We start from the raw sequence: 20,295 nt of genomic DNA, 5'->3' as shown, positions 1-20,295 counted from the left end.
CCCTGCGGGCTTTGACTATCAAGGCATTCAGGGCTTTTCAACTTTTTTTGGTTAATTTCCTCATGTTAAAAAGTAGGCTCACGATGTTAATTTGTTGTTTCGTTTTCCGGCACATAATTTTCAATATTTGTAATCGGGTACTTCGCTAAAACGGCGATTTAAACCTTTGAAATAAGACTATTATTTAAAACTTATATATAAAAGCACTATGAACGAACCCTTATTAGCCGAGAACAAAGACCGCTTTGTGTTATTCCCTATCAAACACAAAGACATTTGGGAAATGTATAAAAAAGCTGAAGCCAGTTTCTGGACAGCGGAAGAGATTGATTTAGCTTCTGACATCACAGACTGGAATAATAAATTGAACGATAACGAACGTCATTTTATTAAACACGTATTAGCTTTCTTTGCGGCTAGCGACGGAATTGTAAACGAAAACTTAGCGGTAAACTTCTTAAACGAAGTACAATCACCGGAAGCTCGTTGCTTTTATGGTTTTCAGGTCATGATGGAAAACATCCACTCTGAAACTTATTCGTTATTAATCGATACTTATATTAAAGATCCTGCAGAAAAAGATAAATTATTCCACGCGATTGACACTGTTCCTTGCGTAGGTAAAAAAGCCGAGTGGGCTTTACGTTGGATTAACAACGGAAACTTCGCTGAGCGTTTAATTGCTTTTGCTGCTGTTGAAGGAATTTTCTTCTCCGGTTCATTCTGCTCTATTTTCTGGTTAAAGAAGCGTGGCTTAATGCCGGGCTTAAGCTTTAGCAACGAGCTTATCAGCCGCGACGAAGGTTTACATTGCGATTTCGCTTGTTTATTATATACACAGTATATCAAAAACAAAATGCCAATCGAGCAAATTACCAAAATCATCACCGATGCCGTAGCCATCGAAAAAGAATTCATTTCTGATGCTATTCCGGTGAAGTTAATTGGAATGAACTCTGATTTAATGTGCCAGTATATTGAATTTGTGGCCGACCGCTTATTAGTAGCATTAGGTTGCCCTAAGTTCTATAACGCTGCTAACCCTTTCGATTTCATGGAAATGATTTCATTACAGGGCAAAACCAACTTCTTCGAAAAACGTGTAGCCGAATATCAAAAGGCCGGCGTTATGGGCAAGAAGGAGGATAACAACGTATTTAAGCTGGACGAAGATTTCTAACCCGAAGGAATGAGAAATCATCCTTCAGGTTGTAAAAAATTCGTCGGCTAAAAATCCCGATTAAACAATTGAAGTACAATGTTTAACAAGGTCAAAATCTTGTATGGGACTTCTAGCCTCTAAACTTAAAAAAATAATTAACCGCCAAATTGTTGAAATCAAATTGAAGCGGAAACAAAAAAAGGAAATTATAGTAATAACTTGTAGATACTAAAAAGAGACTCAAAAAACCAAAGTAAAAACCAATTAATCCCCAGGGCGTATGTTCGTAATTAAAAGAGATGGCACTCGTGAATCAGTGAAGTTCGACAAGATCACTGCACGTATTCAAAAATTAAGCTACAGCTTAGATCCTACCCACGTAGATCCTATTCAGGTTGCTAAAAAAGTAATCGATGGTGTTTATGATGGCGTTACCACCAGTGAATTAGATAACCTTGCCGCTGAAACCGCTGCATCGTTAACGGTTCGTCACCCCGATTATGCTTCTTTAGCATCTCGTATCGCGGTAAGTAACTTACACAAAAACACCATTAAGTCATTCTCGAAAACAGTTGAAGCCCTTTACAACTACATCGACCCTAAAACAAATTTACGCGCGCAATTAATTGCCGACGATGTGTATGAAATCGTTCAGAAGAACGCTTTATTATTAGACTCGTCGATTATTTACGATCGCGATTTTGGTTATGATTATTTTGGTTTTAAAACGCTTGAACGCTCTTATTTATTAAAAATGCATGGCATGGTTGCTGAACGCCCACAGCACATGTTAATGCGTGTTGCCGTTGGTATTCACAAAGAAGATGTGGAAGCTGCCATCCAAACTTACAACTTAATGAGCGAACGTTGGTTTACACATGCAACACCAACTTTATTTAACGCCGGAACTCCAAAACCTCAAATGAGCTCTTGCTTCTTATTACAAGTAAAAGAAGACAGCATCGATGGTATTTACGATACATTAAAAAATTGCGCTAAGATTTCTCAAAGCGCAGGCGGAATCGGTATCAGCATTCACAATGTGCGTGCTACAGGTTCTTATATTAAAGGAACAAATGGTACTTCAAACGGTATCATCCCAATGTTAAAAGTTTACAACGAAACTGCACGTTACGTTGATCAAGGTGGTGGAAAGCGTAAAGGCTCTATCGCCGTTTACTTAGAGCCATGGCACGCGGATATTTACGAATTCCTTGACATTCGTAAAAACCACGGTAAAGAAGAAATGCGCGCGCGCGATTTATTTACCGCACTATGGATTCCGGATTTATTCATGAAGCGTGTAGAAGCTGAAGGTGATTGGAGCTTAATGTGTCCGAATGAGTGTCCGGGCTTAAGCGATTGCCACAGCGAAGAATTTGAAAAATTATATACTAAATACGAAAGCGAAGGAAAATTCCGCAAACAAATTAAAGCACGCGAATTATGGGCAGCCATCATCGACGCGCAAATTGAAACCGGAAATCCTTACATGTTATTTAAAGACGCTGCTAACTCAAAATCTAACCAAAAGAATTTGGGTACCATTAAATCATCTAACTTATGTACTGAGATTATTGAGTACACCAGCGCTGATGAAGTAGCGGTATGTAACTTAGCATCGATTGCTTTACCTCGTTTCGTAGATGAGAAAACAGGCACTTTCGATCACCAAAAATTATTTGACATTACTTACGTTGCAACGAAAAACTTAAACAAGATTATCGATCGCAACTACTACCCGATTCCGGAAGCGCGCAAATCAAACATGCGTCACCGTCCGATTGGATTAGGCGTACAAGGTTTAGCTGATGCATTTATTTTAATGCGTTATCCGTTTGAAAGCGAAGAAGCAAAAAAATTAAACGCTGAAATTTTCGAAACAATTTATTACGCGGCCTTAACAGCAAGTAAAGATTTAGCGAAGATTGACGGACCATACGAAACATTTGCAGGTTCTCCAATCTCTCAAGGTATCTTCCAGCAGGATATGTGGAATGTAACACCAAGCTCTCGTTGGGAGTGGGATGTGTTACGTGAAGAGATTAAAAAGTTTGGTGTACGCAACTCATTAATGTTAGCACCAATGCCAACGGCAAGTACATCTCAGATTTTAGGTAACAACGAATGTTTTGAGCCATACACCAGCAATATTTACACACGCCGTGTATTAAGCGGAGAGTTCGTAGTAGTAAACAAACATTTATTACGCGACTTAGTGAAATTGGGTATTTGGAATGATAATTTGAAAAACAAAATCATTGCAGCCAACGGTTCGGTACAAAACATCGATGAAATTCCTGCAAACATTAAGGAGATTTACAAAACCGTTTGGGAAATTAAACAACGTACCATTATTGATATGGCAGCAGACCGCGGTGCTTATATCGATCAATCACAATCTTTAAACTTATTCATCCAGGATGCGAACTTCGCGAAAATGAGTTCAGCTCACTTCTATGCATGGAAGAAAGGTTTAAAAACAGGTATGTATTACTTACGTACAAAAGCAGCTGCTGACGCTATTAAGTTTACAGTTGACCAAGGTGCATTAGCAAATCCTGCAGTGCAAGTATTAGGCAACGAAGACCAATTATTAGTAGAGCGCGGACAAACACATGTATTGAGTTATGAAGAGCAACAAGCGCAATTAGCTTGCAGCTTAGATAACCCGGATGCATGCGAAGCTTGCGGATCTTAAAACAAATGTCAGTTCGAGCGTAGTCGAGAACGAGACGCGAGAATAATTAATAAATAAACAAAAGCCCTGCAGAAATGTGGGGCTTTTTAGTCGGAAACAAAAAAATGAAACACTACAATATATTTATTGAAGATATTTATGGTATTGAGTCCTTTTTGATTGGTTTAAATGAAGGACAGTTAAACCGTGCTTTAAAAGCATATAGGAATGGTGAAGACTCAGTAATAATTATGGGTAAAACAATTGATCTTAATGAAAATAAGAATTTTGTTATCTACTCTATATCTAACCCCGATTTAGTAGGAAAAACTCAAGAACAAATAATTGAAACAATCAATAGAGAAAATAAATTTTTTGAAGGGGGAAGACTTTCAGAGCAGTTTTTAAGGAGATATGGCGCAAATATTACAGATGATTTTACCAATGGAAGTAGCTATGGAGAATTTTCTCCTAAATTCAAACCGACAAACAGTGAAGTTTCCTCTAATAAAAAAATGGATGGTAAAATTTTCATTAGTCATTCGTCGAAAGATAGTGAAATAGTAATAAAATTTTGTGATTTGATTTTAGGATTAGGTCTCAATATTAATACATCAGAAGAAATATTTAACACTTCAATGAGTGGTTCTAAACCGAAAACTGGTGAAGATTTCAGAAATCGAATATTAGAAGAACTAGTTAATTCAAAAGTGGTATTACAATTCATTTCAAAAGAGTATAAAGCTAGTGGAGTTTGTATGAATGAAATGGGGGCAGCTTGGGTTATATCGAAAAATGTTAAGCCTTTAATAATTGACAGCGAGGATTATGATATTGGCTTTATACATAGTACAAATCAACAAGCCCAATTACATAATGAAAGTGATATTTTAAAACTTATTGATGAACTAAAATCAGATAATATTATTAAGGATTTTAAATCTGAGGTTCTAAGTAAAAAAGTAAACGAGTTTGTTAATTGGTTGAAATCGTATAATAAGCGTGATTATATCACAGAAAAATATCCAAATAAAAAAGAATCATTTCAGAAAACAGGTGATACTATCGCTCATAATATAAATAAAGAAATAAATCCTTTCTATAAGTTAAATAAACGTGCGTCAACGTACTACCTTAGAGATTCAAAATACTGCCTAATACCAGATATGATGACGTTACTGTTTTTAGGTTATAGAGATTTTAATACAGTGAATTATATTTCAATTGCAGAGAGTGAATTTAATATAAAAACTGGCCAACCAATAGTGTCGGTAACACGTGGCGCAATTTTAAAAGATGAGCAGTCTAACGAGTTTTGGTTAAGTTACGAAAACAAAAGGCATCTAATTGATGAGGAAACAAATAAAGCCTTAAATAAAGAAAATCCAGCCATTAAAAACATTAAAGTCAACCGTAATCAATTATTACAAATTGTTGAAGGCGATTTTTTCTCAATAAAATAAACAAAATTCGTTTATACATTAATGAAATTAAACAAAAAACTCCTCGCTATCTTATCAACCTGCCTTTTTGGTTGGACTTGCACTTATGTTGCCACCGATGTTTTTGGAGATTATGCTTTTGGTCTTTTTATATGGTTACCCTGGGTGATGGGTGTAATGAGTACACTCATTTTTGCCTATAAAAATGAAGTGACTCGCAAAACCTGTAGAGATATTTCATTTGCTTCTATGGGTATATATTGCATAGGTCTTTTGTTCTTTGCCTTTGAAGGAATCATTTGTATGATAATGGCTTTGCCTCTTGGTTTACTTTTTAATTGGCTTGGTTATATCACGGGTTATGAAATTCTCAATAGAAACGTTAAATCTACAACCAATACACTTGGTGCCTTGGTGATTTCAGTTCCACTCTTAATGGGCATTGAGCATATCGGTAGCGATAAAGAATATACAGCAAATCCTATAACAACTAGTATTGAGATAAACGCACCCATTGAAACTGTTTGGAAAAACGTTATCGTATTCCCGCAACTGGATGAACCGACTGAATTTCTCTTTAATGCCGGAATCGCGTACCCTATTAATGCTAAAATTGATGGGCATGGAGTTGGCGCCATTCGCTATTGTAATTTTTCAACCGGAAGTTTTGTTGAACCAATTACCAAATGGGAAGAACCAACTTTACTTGCATTTGATGTAGTGGACCAACCTGAGCCCATGAAAGAATTAAGCCCTTATGATATTCAACCGAATCATTTACATGGTTATTTTGTCTCCAAAAAAGGACAATTCAAATTAACCAAACTTAGTAATGGTAAGACTTTATTGGAAGGAACAACGTGGTACTATAATAAAATCAAACCTGTAATCTATTGGGATATTTGGAGTGATTTCATCATTCATAAAATTCACGAAAGGGTTTTAAAACACATTAAAAAAGTTTCTGAGAATACCATTTGAGCTACAACATTAAATTTTTCCTATATTTAATTTAAAATACCCGTATGGCATTTGGTGCTTCTCCTAAATTTGAAAAAGAGTTTCAGCTGGAAGAATTATCACAGCAAGAATTTTTAGTAATAGCCATTGAAGCTGCAAAAGAATTAAGCTGGAACATTGGCACTATTCACGAACATGGCTTTATTGCCTACTCCGGCTTTAGCATGCGCTCTTACGGTGAAGAAATTAAAATTGACATACAAGACAAAGAAGTCAAATTAAAAAGCGAGTGTACCAGCAGTCAGTTATTTGATTACGGCAAAAACAAAGGCAACGTTGAAGATTTAATTTTAACCTGCAAACGCATTAAAGGAAATTTTACTAAAGAAGAATTTGCTGCTAAGTTTGAAGAATTAAAAAAATCATTTCTCAACGAAGAAGAAAAACTATTGAGTGAAGGAGCGTTAAATGTAAAATCTCAAAAAGGCAGTTTCTTTTCTCTCTTTGTGCCAAGTGAAGGTTACTATGTAACACCTATTCTTGTTAATCTAAATATTCTCATTTTTATTTTAATGGTGATAACAGGTACAAATGTTTTTTTACCTGAAAATGAAGACTTATTGGCGTGGGGAGCGAATTTCCGTCCGATGACTTTAGATAATCAATGGTGGCGTTTGCTCACTTGTTGTTTTCTGCATATCGGAGTTTTCCATTTACTCATGAATATGTATGCACTTATTTACATAGGTCTTTTATTGGAACCCATTTTAGGAACTACGCGTTTTTTGGCTGCCTATCTCGTAACAGGTATTGCTGCCAGTTTAACCAGTTTAGGCTGGCATGATTATACAATTAGTGCAGGGGCATCAGGTGCCATTTTTGGTATGTATGGTGTTTTTCTCGCCATGCTCACAACGAATTTAATAGAAAAATCAGCCAGGCAATCCCTTCTCTCCAGTATCGTTCTTTTTGTGGGTTATAATTTAGTGAACGGACTTAAAGGCGGAGTGGATAATGCCGCACACATAGGTGGACTGTTAAGCGGAATGGTGGTTGGCTATATTTATTATCCGGCGTTAAAAGATGCGGAAGCCCAAGTTTCAAAAAAAACCTCTATCATTTTAATAAGCGCAACAGTTTTACTTGCCACCGTTTTCATGTGCAGTTCCATTTCAAATGATGTAGCGATTTTTGATCAGAAAATGGAAGAATTTTCTAAGCTGGAAACGGAAGCGCTAATAATTTATAATCTTCCGGATACAACTTCAGACGACTACTATTTGAAAAAAATACAAAATCCGGGAATCAGCAATTGGAAAAGATGTGTAGAGATTACCGAAGAAGTAAAACGATTAGACTTGCCGGAAAACATTATGGAAAGAAATAAGTTATTGAAATATTACTGCCGTTTAAGAATTGAATCTTATCGCCGATTTGCTGAATACATCAAAGATACAACCCGCATCGAAAACAAAACAGAATTTGAAATCATCAATCAAAAGATTGAAAAAACGATTGAAGACATTAAAAGAATAAGCGAGTAATAAAAAAGGTTATCACAAAATGCGATAACCTCTACCCAACATTTAGAATAATTTTTCTTAAGCGGTTTTTGTTTCTTGTAAAAACATGGTTTTGTTTTTCAGATAAAAACCTAACCCGCTAGCGCGGTCCCGATAGCAATCAGGATGCAATCCACCCTTATCTCTGTAATTTTTGTTCACTTCTTCTGTTTGCTATAATTTATGGCAAGCAGCTTGCAGTTTTTGCCTATAGTTTTGCTGTAAATTTTATTAAAATACTTAATGGGGAAATCTATACAATTCCACTTTTAATTATACCGAATTCGGTATAATTAAAGAATAGCAACAAATTGTAACATGGTTAACACCATACCTAAAACTTGAAAGAATGGCAAAACAAAAGACTTTAAATGTAAAGGGTACGCTCATAGCCATAATTAATCAAAATAACATTGATTACATTTCGCTAACAGATATGCTAAAAGCAAAAGATGGTGATTTCTTCATTTCTGACTGGCTTAGAAATCGAAATACCGTTGAATTTCTAGGAATATGGGAAAGCATTTATAATACGGATTTTAATTATGGCGAATTCGCCATAATTAAAAGTCAAGCCGGTCTAAATAACTACAAAATAAGCGTGAAAGAATGGGAAGCTAAAACCAATTCGATTGGTTTAAAGGCCACACCGGGAAGGTATGGGGGAACATATGCTCACCCTGATATTGCCTTCGAATTTGGAATGTGGATCAGCGCTGAATTTAAAATTTACCTTATCAAAGAATTTCAGCGTTTGAAAGAAGAGGAGAACAACCGTTTAAAATTAGAATGGAATGTTAGTCGAACTTTAGCTAAAATAAATTACAAAATTCATACCGACGCTATAAAAGAGAATCTGATTCCGAAAGAACTGACAAAACAACAAATAAACTTTGTGTATTCTAATGAAGCCGATTTACTAAACATGGCTTTGTTTGGTATAACAGCCAAACAATGGCGGGAACAAAATCCAAAATTATCCGGCAATATACGCGATACTGCAAGCATTGAACAATTGGTTGTATTATCGAACATGGAAAGCATCAACTCCCTTCTTATAAATCAAAATATTTCACAAAGCGAAAGATTAACGCAATTAAATAAAATAGCGATTTCGCAGATGAGATCATTAATGACGAATGTTCAATTAAAGAAATTGAAATAGACAGTGCCATTTGGAGGTCGCAAATTGCGACCTCCATATTGAGAAACTTATTTTATAATTCTTCTCTTAAGCGATTTTTGTTTCCTGCAAAAACATGGCTTTATTTTTCAGATAAACACCTAACCAGATAAGCGCTAGGAAAACAGCCGCTGTCGGAAATTGTCCGCCGGCTAATTCCATACAAATTGCTCCGCCTAAATAAGAACACAAAAGAAGAAAACCAACTTTGTGTGCTTTAGGAATCCAGAATAATACAACTGCTAAAAGCTCTATAACAGCAATTAGATTTAAATAACCGATGAGTCCTGATTTGGTAAAGCCTTCCACAATGGGTTGCGCTTGCGTGAATTTCATAATGGCGCTCATTAATAACATTGCCGATGGTAAAGCCATTAATACGATGGAAATAATGCGTGTAGTTTTTGTCATGATTTTAGTTTTATAGATTGACAACAAAATTATGGTAACCTGCTTTACGTTTGTAACTACTTTCCCGTTGGAAACCGCTATACTTTAGGAAACCACTATAAAAAGGAAAGCTGATTATTATTTGATATCTTTGCGGCATGGAAACGTATGAATACGATAAACGTAAATGTCCGACACATGCCTCCGGTGAGCAATGCGCGAAATTACTTTTGCCCGTGAAAGACGCCTTAGATGTATTAAGCGGTAAGTGGAAATTGCAAATTATACTCTCGCTTTCTTTCGGCAAAAAACGTTTCAAGCAAATACAACGCGAAATTCCAGGACTAACACCTAAAGTTCTCTCTAAGGAATTAAAAGATTTAGAGATGAATGAACTGGTAGAACGCCATGTATATGATACATTACCGGTAAGCATCGAGTATGAATTAACCAATTATGGTACAACCATAAAGCCCCTACTCGGCGAATTACACAAATGGGGTTCTAAACACCGCAAGCGTATTATTGCGCGCAACGGAAGAAAGAATTAAATCTATAAGCTTAATATGAAAAAAATAACTCTCTTTTGTTTACTTCTTTGCGGTGTAACTGCTTTCTCGCAAACTAAAAGTGAGTCTGTAAAAAAAGATACCCTTATGAGCACTGCAAAAGTAAAAGTTGAAATTTGGTCGGATATTATGTGTCCGTTTTGTTACATAGGTAAACGCCATTTTGAAGAAGCCTTAAAACAACTGGAAAATAATAAAGACATAGAAGTGATATGGCACAGTTTTCAATTAGATCCTGATTTACCAAAACCCGCGCGCAAATTAAACGTGTATCAATATTTAGCCGAACGCAAAGGCATCAGTTATGAAAATTCGGTGAGCATGCACGAAAACGTCGTACAAATGGCCAAAAACGCCGGCTTGGATTATCATTTTGAAAAAGCAGTCGTGGCAAATTCATTTGACGCGCATCGCTTAATTCAATTTGCCAAAACAAAAGGCTTAGGCGATGAAGCCGAAGAGCGTTTGTTTAAGGCTTATTTTACAGAAGGAAAAAACATGTGCGATGCCGCTACTCTATTACAACTCGCTAAAGAAATTGGTTTAGATGAGAAGGAAGCGAATGCAGTGATAAACAGTGATGCTTATGCCGCGGAAGTAAAAAAAGATATTGAAGAAGCTTATAAAATTGGGGTAACCGGTGTGCCTTTCTTTGTGTTCAATCGCAAATATGTGGTATCGGGTGCGCAACCCTCCTCTACCTTTTATGGCGCGTTGAAAAATAGTTTAGCTGAAGTATCAGGTAAATAAAGAGATAAATTAATTTAGCATAAAGATTAATTGCATTATGCCATTAAGGTTATTCGGATTTTCATTCCTTATTATTTTATTTCTACACAATTCATTTGCGCAAAATGATTTAAAGTCGAATGTTGCGAGATTTCCCGGTTCATTTCTCAAAGTAAACAATTCCAGTGATTCATTTAAAATCAACAGTCCCTATTACATTGCGCAATTAATCTTAAATAACGATGGTCTCTTTAGATTTTATCAGGCGAGCCCTGCCGGATACCGAGTATGCATGGGATATTACAAAAAGACTGAGAAACTATTAAACTTAGCGGCTGATAGTTTAATGAGTTATAAATTAATTAATGACACAAATCTTTGTACTACCTTTTTTCGGTTTAAACGACCCCAGGTATTTATACCTCAACCCGAGATTTACTATTTTACATCCAAAGGAATTGAATCACAAACTATAAAATTTGACAAAATAGAAGTACTCATTTCCACTGACTTAAAATCAAAAAATGTGATATTAGATTCCTTAATAAGTATTCAATTCCTGAATTTTCCTTTCAAACAAGAACAGATTGTTTTAAAAAGACTGGGGCATTCTGATCTCATTTTTAAGAAGGATTCTATTTGGGGTTTCAGGCTGTATAAGAACGGAGACTTTACAACCTACCGCATTGATCCAATTGGTTTAAAATGGAATGTTTTTCCCGGAATGAGAGTTGAACAGGTAGTGGAAGGTTTTGTAGTTTATAGTATCGAAAGTACTTCGAAGGATAGGTACTATTATTTCAGCAAAGAATTAGACACTCCTGCATTTGTTATGAATTCTGATAACATAAAAAAAGAATATGAATACCTCCCTTGCTTTACAGCTAAAGTGAAAAAATCGCCTTTTCCACTAAACCATGGACAGATAAATGAGAAAACCAAGAATTTAAAAATAACTGATTTGTATACGGATTGTGTGCTGGAGGCAGAAAAAGCAAAGGCAGAGGTCCGGGAAGATAAGGAAGCGGAAACAAACACCGAATGATCTATCATACCTTTAATTTATTTTTACCGGATAACTACAATTTTTTGCACCGCCTAAAGTTAGAGCCATTATTTACTACGGACAAGTAATTCTTTGTTTCGCTCCTTTTTAAAAATTCAAGAATAGTTATATCTTTATCCTAATGAGGAAAAGGGTATTTTTTAGTCTTGCATTTTTATGTTTGCTTTGTGCTTTTAAGGCACAGGATGACACGATAAATTCAATACTTGCGAAATACGATTCAGATAGTTTACGCATCAACAAACTATTCAGATGGGCCTTTACGCTTAGCAAAAATAATCCTGAAAAGGCCATTGAACTTTCACAAAGAGGGATTGAGCTTTCAAAAAATCAAAAAAATTCATTAAAGGCAAGTTGTCTTAAAAGTCTTGCATTAGCCTATTACTACAAGGGAGATTATCCCACTGCCCTAAAAATTAATGTTGAAGCACTTGCTGAATCGGAGAAATATAAAGACAAAGATGAAAGTGCCATTATTTTAAATCATATCGGAATGATTTATGATGATATGAGTCAGTTCGCCAAATCAATTGATTATTACAAACAATCCATAACATTAATGCAGGAAACAAAAAATCAACACGGGGTGGCTTCTTTATTGAATAATATTGGTTTGAGTTACTACAACATGGGGCAATCCGATTCCGCATTATCCTATTTTGAAAAAGCCTATTCAGAAAACTCCAAAATCAAAAACCGGGAAGCAATTGCCATGATACTTACGAATATGGCCGGTATTTATTTTGATGAAAATGATTTTGAAACCTGTTTGAAATACGATACAAAAGCATTGGAAATAAGAAAGGAATTAAACGATCAATTTCAGATAGCGTCTTCGTTAAATAATATTGGTTATGATTATGTAAAATTAAAACAATATGAAAAAGGAATTTCATACCATCAGCAAGCCATGGCTTTAGGCCGGTCAATCAATGCAAAAGAAATCATCAAATCGGCATATGACGGACTAACCAATGCTTATTTAGGTTTAAAAGATTACAAGCAAGCCTATGAGTTTTCCGAGAAGTATAATTTAATTAAAGATTCCATATTTAACGAAAAAAGCTCGGCCCAAATCAATGAATTATCAGTAAGGTATGAAACAGAAAAAAAAGAAAGTGAAAATAAACTTCTGCAAAAGGAAAATGAATTGTCGCTTAAAACAATCAAGCAACAAAAAATTGTTAGCGCTTTCATTATTGCATTTTTAGCTGTTGCACTGGTTTTTTCCCTCTTTGTTTACAAAGCTTATAAGGAAAAACAAAAATCGCATCAAATCATTTTAAACCAGAAAAAAGAAGTTGAATTAAAAAATCACATCATCGAAGAAAAACAAAAAGAAATCCTTGACTCCATCAATTACGCTAAGCGCATTCAGTACACCCTCCTCGCACATGCCGATTTTTTAAAAGAAAACATTCCAAATCACTTTGTTTACTTCAATCCTAAAGACATTGTATCAGGCGATTTTTACTGGGCTACCAAACGCGGCAACAAGTTTTATTTAGCGGTGTGTGATTCAACCGGACATGGTGTTCCGGGCGCATTCATGAGTTTATTAAATATTAGTTTTTTAAATGAAGCTGTTAACGAGAAAGGAATTGAAGAACCAAATAAAGTTTTCGATTTTGTTCGTCAGCGTTTAATTGATAACATCAGCAAAGAGGGGCAGAAAGATGGATTTGATGGTATTTTAATTTGTCTTGACAAATCAAATAACAAAATCACCTATGTGGCGGCAAACAACGCGCCTGTTTTAATTAAAGCCGCCCTTCGACAAGCTCAGGGACCGGCTGCGGAGTATTTCGCGACACCGGAGTTACTAGAACTTGAATCAGACCGCATGCCGGTGGGAATGGGTGAACGCAAAGAAAACTTCAAATTATTTACTGTTGAAGCTAATACGGGTGATACTTTGTATTTATATACCGACGGCTACGCCGATCAGTTTGGCGGCCCGAAAGGAAAGAAATTTAAATACAAGCAACTCAACGAAGTGCTACTTGTAAATCACAACAAACCATTAAGTGAACAAAAAGAAATTCTAAAACAAACCTTTGAAAGTTGGAGAGGGAATTTAGAACAAGTGGATGATGTGTGTGTAATTGGTATTCGATTATAAGACAGTATGAGGTAAATCGGATTAAAGAACAAAATCGGAGCCATTAAATATAAATTGTAAACCGAATTCAATACTAGAATATGAGTTCACAACGTAAAGTTATTTTATACATAGCCATGAGTTTGGATGGCTACATCGCAAAACCAAATGATGACTTAAGTTTTTTAGACATCGTACAAAAAGAAGGCGAGGATTATGGTTATTTTGATTTCATTAAATCTGTGGATACTGTTATAATCGGAAGAAAAACTTACGATTGGGTCATGAAACAAGTAACTGAATTTCCTCATGCCGATAAACCTACTTACATAATAACTCGTCATTCCAAACCCAGCGAAGGTAATTTACATTATTACAATGGGTCATTAAAAGAGCTTATTACAAAGTTGAAATCGGAGAAAGGGAAAACGATATTTTGTGATGGTGGATCGCAAGTAGTAAATGCCCTTTTAAAAGAAAAACTCATTGACGAGATGATTATTTCAATCATTCCGGTTATGGTAGGAAATGGTACTCGCTTATTTGAGAATGAAAGACCAGAACAGGAATTACACTTAGTTAGCTCAAAATCCTTTGAGAAAGGACTGGTACAATTACATTACATTATTATTGAAAATTAAATAAGTTTTCTTTAAGAATAACAGGCGTATCTACTTGTTTAATTAACCTTGCATTTCAAGAATTTTATTATCTTTAATCCGCATGAATTCAGTTATAGCTAAGAACTTTATCGCGGTAATGCTACTGTTTTGTCTCAGCTTTACAGCAGAATCTAAAAATCTGGATTCACTTATTAACATCTTAAAATCCAATCCAAAAGATTCCATTTTTCGCATTGCAGCTAATGATTTGTATATCTCTTTAGCAAGCTTTAACCCTGAGGTTTATAAACCTAAGTTAATTCAAGTATTCCAAAATCGAGGTGAAGAAGCGCAAAAAGAAAATAAATACAAAACAGCCGCACAATCCTTTCAGGTTTTGGCACTTATGTATGAAGTAAATTTGATACAAGATTCAGCCATTTATTATCACTTTAAATCTACATCGAACTTTGAAAAAGCGGGAGATTTCAAAAACATGGCGCAAAGCTATTACCGTATCGCCAGAATTTACTTTTACAAGGGAACGTACATGGAAGCGAATCGTTATGTAAACATTCTATTAAATTATTATCTTCAAAAGGGTGAAGAATATTCGGAAGGCCTCGTTTCGACTTATATGTTCAAAGCCATAATTCTTCAAAACATTCCTGATTCTTTACCAAAAGCCTCATCCATTTACAAGAAAGCTATTGATATTGCAGAAAAACAACAATTAAAAATTTTGGGAATACTTTATAATAATTATGGCGAATATTTAAATATGGCCGGCAATCCTGTATCAGAAAGTTTTAAGTATTTTGAAAAAGCAAAGGAACAGGCAGAAATCACAAAAGACACCTCAATAATAGCTTACGCTTCGTATTGCATTGGTAATATTTCACACAAGCTCAATAAGAATTCCGATGCCGTAAAAGCAATCCTCCCTTATCTGAGTTTTTGGAACCGTACCGGAAGAGTGAATGATTTGCTTTTAGCGTATGAGATTTTGCATCAATCATACGAAGGTATGGCTGACTATAAAAACGCGGTCATTTACATGAAAAAACAAAAAGCTTTAAATGATAGTTTAATCAAACTAACCAACTCACAAACACTGGCTGAACTCGATACCAAATATCAAGTTGAAAAAAAAGATAAACAATTACTTCAGTTGAAAGAAAAAGCCGCCATTGAGCAATTGGAAAAGGAGAAGCAAGAAAACAAAAGTATGATGCTGATGATTGGCATTGGTGTTTCCTTATTGCTGGGCGGATTTGCCTTGTACGCTTACTTTAATAAGCAAAAAGCCAATAAACTTCTTGATAATGAAAAGAAATTAGTAGAACAACAAAAAGAAATACTTGAGGTTAAAAACAAAGAAATTTTAGACTCTATTAATTACGCTAAGCGTATTCAAAATGCCATTTTACCATCCGACCAATCATTTGTGAATACATTCAATGAATCTTTTATTTATTATCAGCCAAAAGATATTGTAGCAGGAGATTTTTATTGGCTGTATAAAAAAGAAAACACTATTTATCTGGCAGTTTGCGACTGTACCGGTCATGGTGTACCAGGCGCAATGGTGAGTGTGGTATGCAGTAACTCTTTGGAACGCGCCGTCAATGAATTTAATTTAAGCAAGCCTTCGGATATTCTAAACAAAACACGTGATCTGGTAAAAGTGGCGTTTATTGGTAATGAAAATAACGTGAACGACGGAATGGATATGAGTTTAATTTCCTTTGAATTCACCAACTCATCAGAAAAAGAAATACAATTTTCAGGCGCTAATAATTCGGTTTGGTATACAAACAAAGATGTAATGGAAGAATTAAAAGCAGATAAACAACCCATCGGGAATTATACTGCAGAAAAGCCATTCACCAATCACACTGTAAAAATCAGCAAAGATACCTGCCTATATTTATTTACGGATGGTTATGCCGATCAGTTTGGCGGACCAAAAGGAAAGAAATTCAAGTACAAACAACTCAACGAAGTACTACTTTCAAATCATAACAAACCATTAAGCGAACAAAAAGAAATTTTAAAACACACCTTTGAAAACTGGAGAGGCGATTTGGAACAAGTGGATGATGTGTGTGTGATTGGGATTAAAATTTAATCAATGAAAAAATTATTCATATTTCTGCCTGCGCTACTTGTACTATCCTGTTCAGAACATGAACACAACAAAAACAAGAGCCACGAACATCACGATTCTACTGTGCACGAACACCATCACGGTCACGTTAACCATCATATGAATCAGCGCCCTTTTGAAGAGTTGGTTGACCACTTTGAAAATCCAGAGCGCGATACATGGCAACAGCCTGAAAAAGTCATTGCGTTTTTAGGAGATCTAAAAAATAAAACGGTGATTGATATTGGTGCAGGTACAGCTTATTTCGAATCAAAAATAAAAGAACCAAGCGCTAAACTAATTGCCGCGGATGTTGACGATCGCTTTATTGAATATATGAATGCCCGAATCAAACGCGATAATTTAAGTAACCTCAGCACACGTAAAGCCGAATACGAAAATCCGCCTGTAGAAACGTCGGAAGCAGATATTGTTTTTATGGTAGATGTGTACCATCACATTGAAAATCGTGTAGACTATTTTAAAAAAGTAAAATCCGGACTAAAACCTAAGGGACATTTAGTGATTGTAGATTTTAAAAAGGGAGATTTTGAAGTTGGTCCGCCTGATGAAATGAAACTATCCGCTTCACAAATTATAAACGAAATGAAGGAATCCGGTTTAAAATTATCTGAAATTGATAGCACTTCGCTCAAGTTTCAATACCTTCTCAAGTTTGAATAGACAATCAATAGCTAGTTAAAATCTGCTCCAACCACACCAAAGCTTCTTCTCGTGTTTCAAACAATTTAGTAGGTAATCCGGGTTTGTGAAAATTGATGAATATTCTACCCATCAATCGCACCGGCATGGAAGTAATAACAATAGCCTCCGCTATACGGCCTTCGGGAATGTTTTGAGATGAATACTCACGCGCTTCTTTAGTGGCGGTGGTATGCTGACCGGCAATTGCCAGCACCGCATGCTTTTTACCTCCGGTAAACTCGTGAATGATTCTACGATGTTCGATAACATCTTCCAATGAAATCTCAGAATCATCTTCTAATTCACTTATCACAATACTTTTTCCGTCAAAAGAAATTGTTGCATGATTGGTTTTTATTGATGGTGTAAGGATGGGCTTCATCATAATTGCTTGTCTAAGATACAATTTTTCCTTTTCCGTCAAATCATTCACAATCTCTTGCATAATTAAAAAATTGTTGTAAATTGTATTATTCAAAATCAATTACCATGAGAATTACGTTTGTTTTAATGGTACTGGCATTTGCCTTTGGTAAGGCGCAAGATGCCCCCGGTGCGGCCTTAACCGCAGGCAGTGAGTCTTTGCAAGCACAATCTGAAAACCAAAGCATCACTTCCAATCAACCTACTAATGTTACCGATACATACGGGTATCAGGATATGTCGAGCGAGCCTAAATTCAAACAAGCAAAACGAAATGCGCGCGTTGAAGAATCGCCTTTTAATTTCATTGCTTTGTTTGTTGCTTTTATTTTGAGTGGTATTGCCGTTTATTTTATCCGTACTAAAATTAAAAATCAAAACGCGGAGACAATCCCGTTTGAAACAGAAGAGGAGATAGAATTAAAAAAAGAAGTGTGGGAAAAACTGGCATCCGATACTTCTGAAAAAAAGGAAGACGCCATATAAAAGAAAACCCCGAAGCAATGCTCCGGGGCTTGATTTTTCACTTTAAATATAGAGTGAAAAAATGGTAAAATGCAATTAAGCTAATTTTACATTAACAGCATTTAAGCCTTTCTTTCCTTCTTGAACTTCGTAAACTACTTGATCGTTTTCACGAATTTCTTCTTTTAATCCGGTTACATGAACAAAGATCTCTTGTCCATCATCACCTTTAATAAATCCGAAGCCTTTTACGTCGTTAAAAAATTTTACTGTTCCGTTTTTCATTTTGTTTTGTTTTTTTGCCCCTCCTAATAGAAAGAGCGGGTTATTATTTGTTTTATTTATTTATCAGTAAATCATTAAGAGAACGGATGCTTAGAAACAGCAATGTTCTTTTTAATTAATTTACTAATGTCTTTCATGTAACTTAATTCTTCCTGTGAGCAAAACGATAAAGCGGTTCCGCTTGCGCCGGCTCTGCCTGTTCTTCCGATACGGTGAACATACGTCTCTGCTACTTCAGGAATTTCAAAATTGATTACATGTGATAATTTGTCTACATCAATTCCTCGTGATGCAATATCAGTGGCTACTAAAACACGAATGCTTCTGTTTTTAAATCCCTTCAAAGCACGCTCACGCGCTCCTTGTGATTTATTACCATGAATAGCTTCTGCTTTAATACCATCGTTATTTAAATCTTTTGCCACTTTATCGGCACCGCGTTTGGTACGTGTAAACACTAATACGTGTTCGATCTCGTTACTTTTTAAAACGTGTTTTAATAAATTACGTTTATTCTCGCGCTTCACGTAAAATACGCTTTGGTCAACTAATGTTGCAGTTGATGAAACAGGACTTACCGCAACATGCACCGGATTTTTTAAAATGGTATTGGCCAGTTTCATGATATCAGGCGCTGCTGTTGCAGAGAAAAATAAAGTCTGACGTTTAGCCGGTAATTTTGCAATTACTTTTTTCATGTCGTTAATAAAGCCCATGTCTAACATGCGATCCGCTTCATCTAACACAAAATGTTCAACGCTGTTTAAATTAATAAAGCCTTGATTCATTAAGTCGAGTAAACGACCCGGTGTTGCAATTAAAACATCAACGCCGGCACGTAACGCTTTTGTTTGTGCTAATTGTGATACACCACCAAATACGGTTGTATGTGATAAACGTAAATTATAGCCGTAATCTTTAAAGCTCTCGCTGATTTGCAAAGCTAATTCACGCGTAGGCGCTAAGATTAATGCTTTAATAGAACATTGTTTGTTATTTTCCTTGTTGCTGTCTAATAATTGTAAAATCGGTAAAGCAAAGGCAGCAGTTTTGCCGGTACCGGTTTGCGCACATCCAAAAATATCGCGGCCTTCTAATATCGCCGGAATGGATTGTTGCTGAATGGGGGTAGGTGTTGTATACCCAATCTTATCTAAAGCCAAAACTAAAGGCTTGATAAGTTTTAAATCTGAAAAGGTCATTAATTGTTTTTAAATAAATACTCGGTAATTGTACTAATACATTTATACCATTAATTGTGGCTAAGAAAAATGTAAAAAATACCGAATTGCACTGTGGAGCTACAAACTGATTGAGATACAATCTTCTAAAGACATGACAAATGTACGACAATAATACGGGGAAACCTAATTTATTATTATAAGCTACTAAATCGGGTTTAGATAATACAGCGGTAAGGCGCTAAACGTTAGTTAGCTATGACTTTAATTTTGCTTGTTGGGAGAGTATTTGCCGCATCAGAGCCATTATGTTTTACACGCACATTCTCCAAATAGAAAAAATTACCTGTAGTAACTTTCATAAGTTGCTCCAGAGCTTCTTTATCCAATACTCCATCTCTAACAGCAAATTCTTTGATTACATCACCAACCTTAAAACTTATAATTGAAAAAATAATGGTGTAGTTTTCTGAATCGGGTCCGGATAATATAAGCTTCGTACATTTTGACAGATTACTTTTATTTATTTCCTTATTTGCATTAGCGCAATCCAAACTGGCATAAAACGTAGGTGCAGGCTTGGTTTGAGAAAATAAATCGAAAGAAAAAATTAAGAGAAAGGAAATAAATAAATTTTTCAT

At 35.5% G+C, this 20,295-nt stretch carries 19 protein-coding genes; 14 read left to right on the top strand and 5 right to left on the bottom strand.

Annotated features, from left to right (window positions below; all coding sequences use genetic code 11):
• Positions 1–208 precede the first annotated feature (208 nt).
• The 6 genes from J0L69_04205 to J0L69_04180 all read left to right on the top strand — a co-directional run bounded on the left by J0L69_04205 (position 209) and on the right by J0L69_04180 (position 8,971).
• A complete protein-coding gene (locus J0L69_04205) occupies positions 209–1,180 on the top strand; it encodes a ribonucleotide-diphosphate reductase subunit beta (GenBank protein MBN8692373.1) in 972 nt (323 codons plus the stop codon).
• A gap of 262 nt (positions 1,181–1,442) precedes the next feature.
• Positions 1,443–3,863 carry a ribonucleoside-diphosphate reductase subunit alpha gene (locus tag J0L69_04200; GenBank protein MBN8692372.1) on the top strand — a complete coding sequence of 807 codons (2,421 nt, stop codon included), beginning with the start codon at positions 1,443–1,445 and terminating at the stop codon, positions 3,861–3,863.
• A 104-nt stretch (positions 3,864–3,967) separates the two neighbouring features.
• Positions 3,968–5,305, top strand: coding sequence for a toll/interleukin-1 receptor domain-containing protein (locus J0L69_04195; GenBank protein MBN8692371.1), 1,338 nt, complete (start codon positions 3,968–3,970; stop codon positions 5,303–5,305).
• 21 nt (positions 5,306–5,326) lie between these two features.
• Positions 5,327–6,265 carry a hypothetical protein gene (locus J0L69_04190; GenBank protein ID MBN8692370.1) on the top strand — a complete coding sequence of 313 codons (939 nt, stop codon included), beginning with the start codon at positions 5,327–5,329 and terminating at the stop codon, positions 6,263–6,265.
• A gap of 44 nt (positions 6,266–6,309) precedes the next feature.
• Positions 6,310–7,788, top strand: a complete 1,479-nt coding sequence (locus J0L69_04185) for a rhomboid family intramembrane serine protease (GenBank protein MBN8692369.1) — start codon at positions 6,310–6,312, stop codon at positions 7,786–7,788.
• 367 nt (positions 7,789–8,155) lie between these two features.
• The gene (locus J0L69_04180) at positions 8,156–8,971 is read left to right on the top strand and encodes a KilA-N domain-containing protein (GenBank protein MBN8692368.1); all 816 of its coding nucleotides are present in this window, start codon (positions 8,156–8,158) and stop codon (positions 8,969–8,971) included.
• Positions 8,972–9,037: 66 nt separating this feature from the next.
• On the opposite strand, the gene J0L69_04175 is transcribed toward J0L69_04180, so the two are convergent.
• Positions 9,038–9,400, bottom strand: a complete 363-nt coding sequence (locus J0L69_04175) for a DoxX family protein (GenBank protein MBN8692367.1) — start codon at positions 9,398–9,400, stop codon at positions 9,038–9,040.
• Positions 9,401–9,537: 137 nt separating this feature from the next.
• Here J0L69_04175 and J0L69_04170 point away from each other — a divergent pair, with 137 nt between their 5' ends.
• The 7 genes from J0L69_04170 to J0L69_04140 all read left to right on the top strand — a co-directional run bounded on the left by J0L69_04170 (position 9,538) and on the right by J0L69_04140 (position 17,279).
• Complete coding sequence (locus J0L69_04170) at positions 9,538–9,930, top strand: helix-turn-helix transcriptional regulator (protein ID MBN8692366.1); 393 nt, start codon at positions 9,538–9,540, stop codon at positions 9,928–9,930.
• 105 nt (positions 9,931–10,035) lie between these two features.
• Positions 10,036–10,698 (top strand): DsbA family oxidoreductase, encoded by a 663-nt coding sequence (locus J0L69_04165; GenBank protein ID MBN8692365.1) that lies wholly within the window; start codon positions 10,036–10,038, stop codon positions 10,696–10,698.
• Between the two features lie 37 nt (positions 10,699–10,735).
• Positions 10,736–11,722 (top strand): hypothetical protein, encoded by a 987-nt coding sequence (locus J0L69_04160; protein MBN8692364.1) that lies wholly within the window; start codon positions 10,736–10,738, stop codon positions 11,720–11,722.
• 142 nt (positions 11,723–11,864) lie between these two features.
• Entirely contained in the window at positions 11,865–13,865 is a 2,001-nt protein-coding gene (locus J0L69_04155) for a tetratricopeptide repeat protein (GenBank protein MBN8692363.1), read from the top strand.
• Positions 13,866–13,945: 80 nt separating this feature from the next.
• Positions 13,946–14,485, top strand: coding sequence for a dihydrofolate reductase (locus J0L69_04150; GenBank protein ID MBN8692362.1), 540 nt, complete (start codon positions 13,946–13,948; stop codon positions 14,483–14,485).
• An 82-nt stretch (positions 14,486–14,567) separates the two neighbouring features.
• Positions 14,568–16,577, top strand: coding sequence for a SpoIIE family protein phosphatase (locus tag J0L69_04145; protein ID MBN8692361.1), 2,010 nt, complete (start codon positions 14,568–14,570; stop codon positions 16,575–16,577).
• A gap of 3 nt (positions 16,578–16,580) precedes the next feature.
• On the top strand, positions 16,581–17,279 hold the full coding sequence (locus J0L69_04140) for a methyltransferase domain-containing protein (protein MBN8692360.1): 699 nt from the start codon (positions 16,581–16,583) through the stop codon (positions 17,277–17,279).
• Positions 17,280–17,283: 4 nt separating this feature from the next.
• Here the strand turns inward: J0L69_04140 and J0L69_04135 are convergent, their stop codons facing one another.
• Complete coding sequence (locus J0L69_04135; protein ID MBN8692359.1) at positions 17,284–17,745, bottom strand: hypothetical protein; 462 nt, start codon at positions 17,743–17,745, stop codon at positions 17,284–17,286.
• A gap of 44 nt (positions 17,746–17,789) precedes the next feature.
• Between J0L69_04135 and J0L69_04130 the strand changes: the two genes are divergently transcribed.
• On the top strand, positions 17,790–18,209 hold the full coding sequence (locus tag J0L69_04130; GenBank protein ID MBN8692358.1) for a hypothetical protein: 420 nt from the start codon (positions 17,790–17,792) through the stop codon (positions 18,207–18,209).
• Between the two features lie 75 nt (positions 18,210–18,284).
• Here the strand turns inward: J0L69_04130 and J0L69_04125 are convergent, their stop codons facing one another.
• From J0L69_04125 to J0L69_04115, 3 genes are all read right to left on the bottom strand, one after another.
• On the bottom strand, positions 18,285–18,473 hold the full coding sequence (locus J0L69_04125; GenBank protein MBN8692357.1) for a cold shock domain-containing protein: 189 nt from the start codon (positions 18,471–18,473) through the stop codon (positions 18,285–18,287).
• A gap of 74 nt (positions 18,474–18,547) precedes the next feature.
• A complete protein-coding gene (locus J0L69_04120) occupies positions 18,548–19,675 on the bottom strand; it encodes a DEAD/DEAH box helicase (protein ID MBN8692356.1) in 1,128 nt (375 codons plus the stop codon).
• A 227-nt stretch (positions 19,676–19,902) separates the two neighbouring features.
• Complete coding sequence (locus tag J0L69_04115) at positions 19,903–20,295, bottom strand: hypothetical protein (GenBank protein ID MBN8692355.1); 393 nt, start codon at positions 20,293–20,295, stop codon at positions 19,903–19,905.

It is taken from the genome of Bacteroidota bacterium (assembly GCA_017303905.1).
Taxonomy (GTDB): domain Bacteria; phylum Bacteroidota; class Bacteroidia; order B-17B0; family Aurantibacillaceae; genus JAHEYG01.
This window is presented reverse-complemented; position numbering and strand designations above follow the sequence as displayed.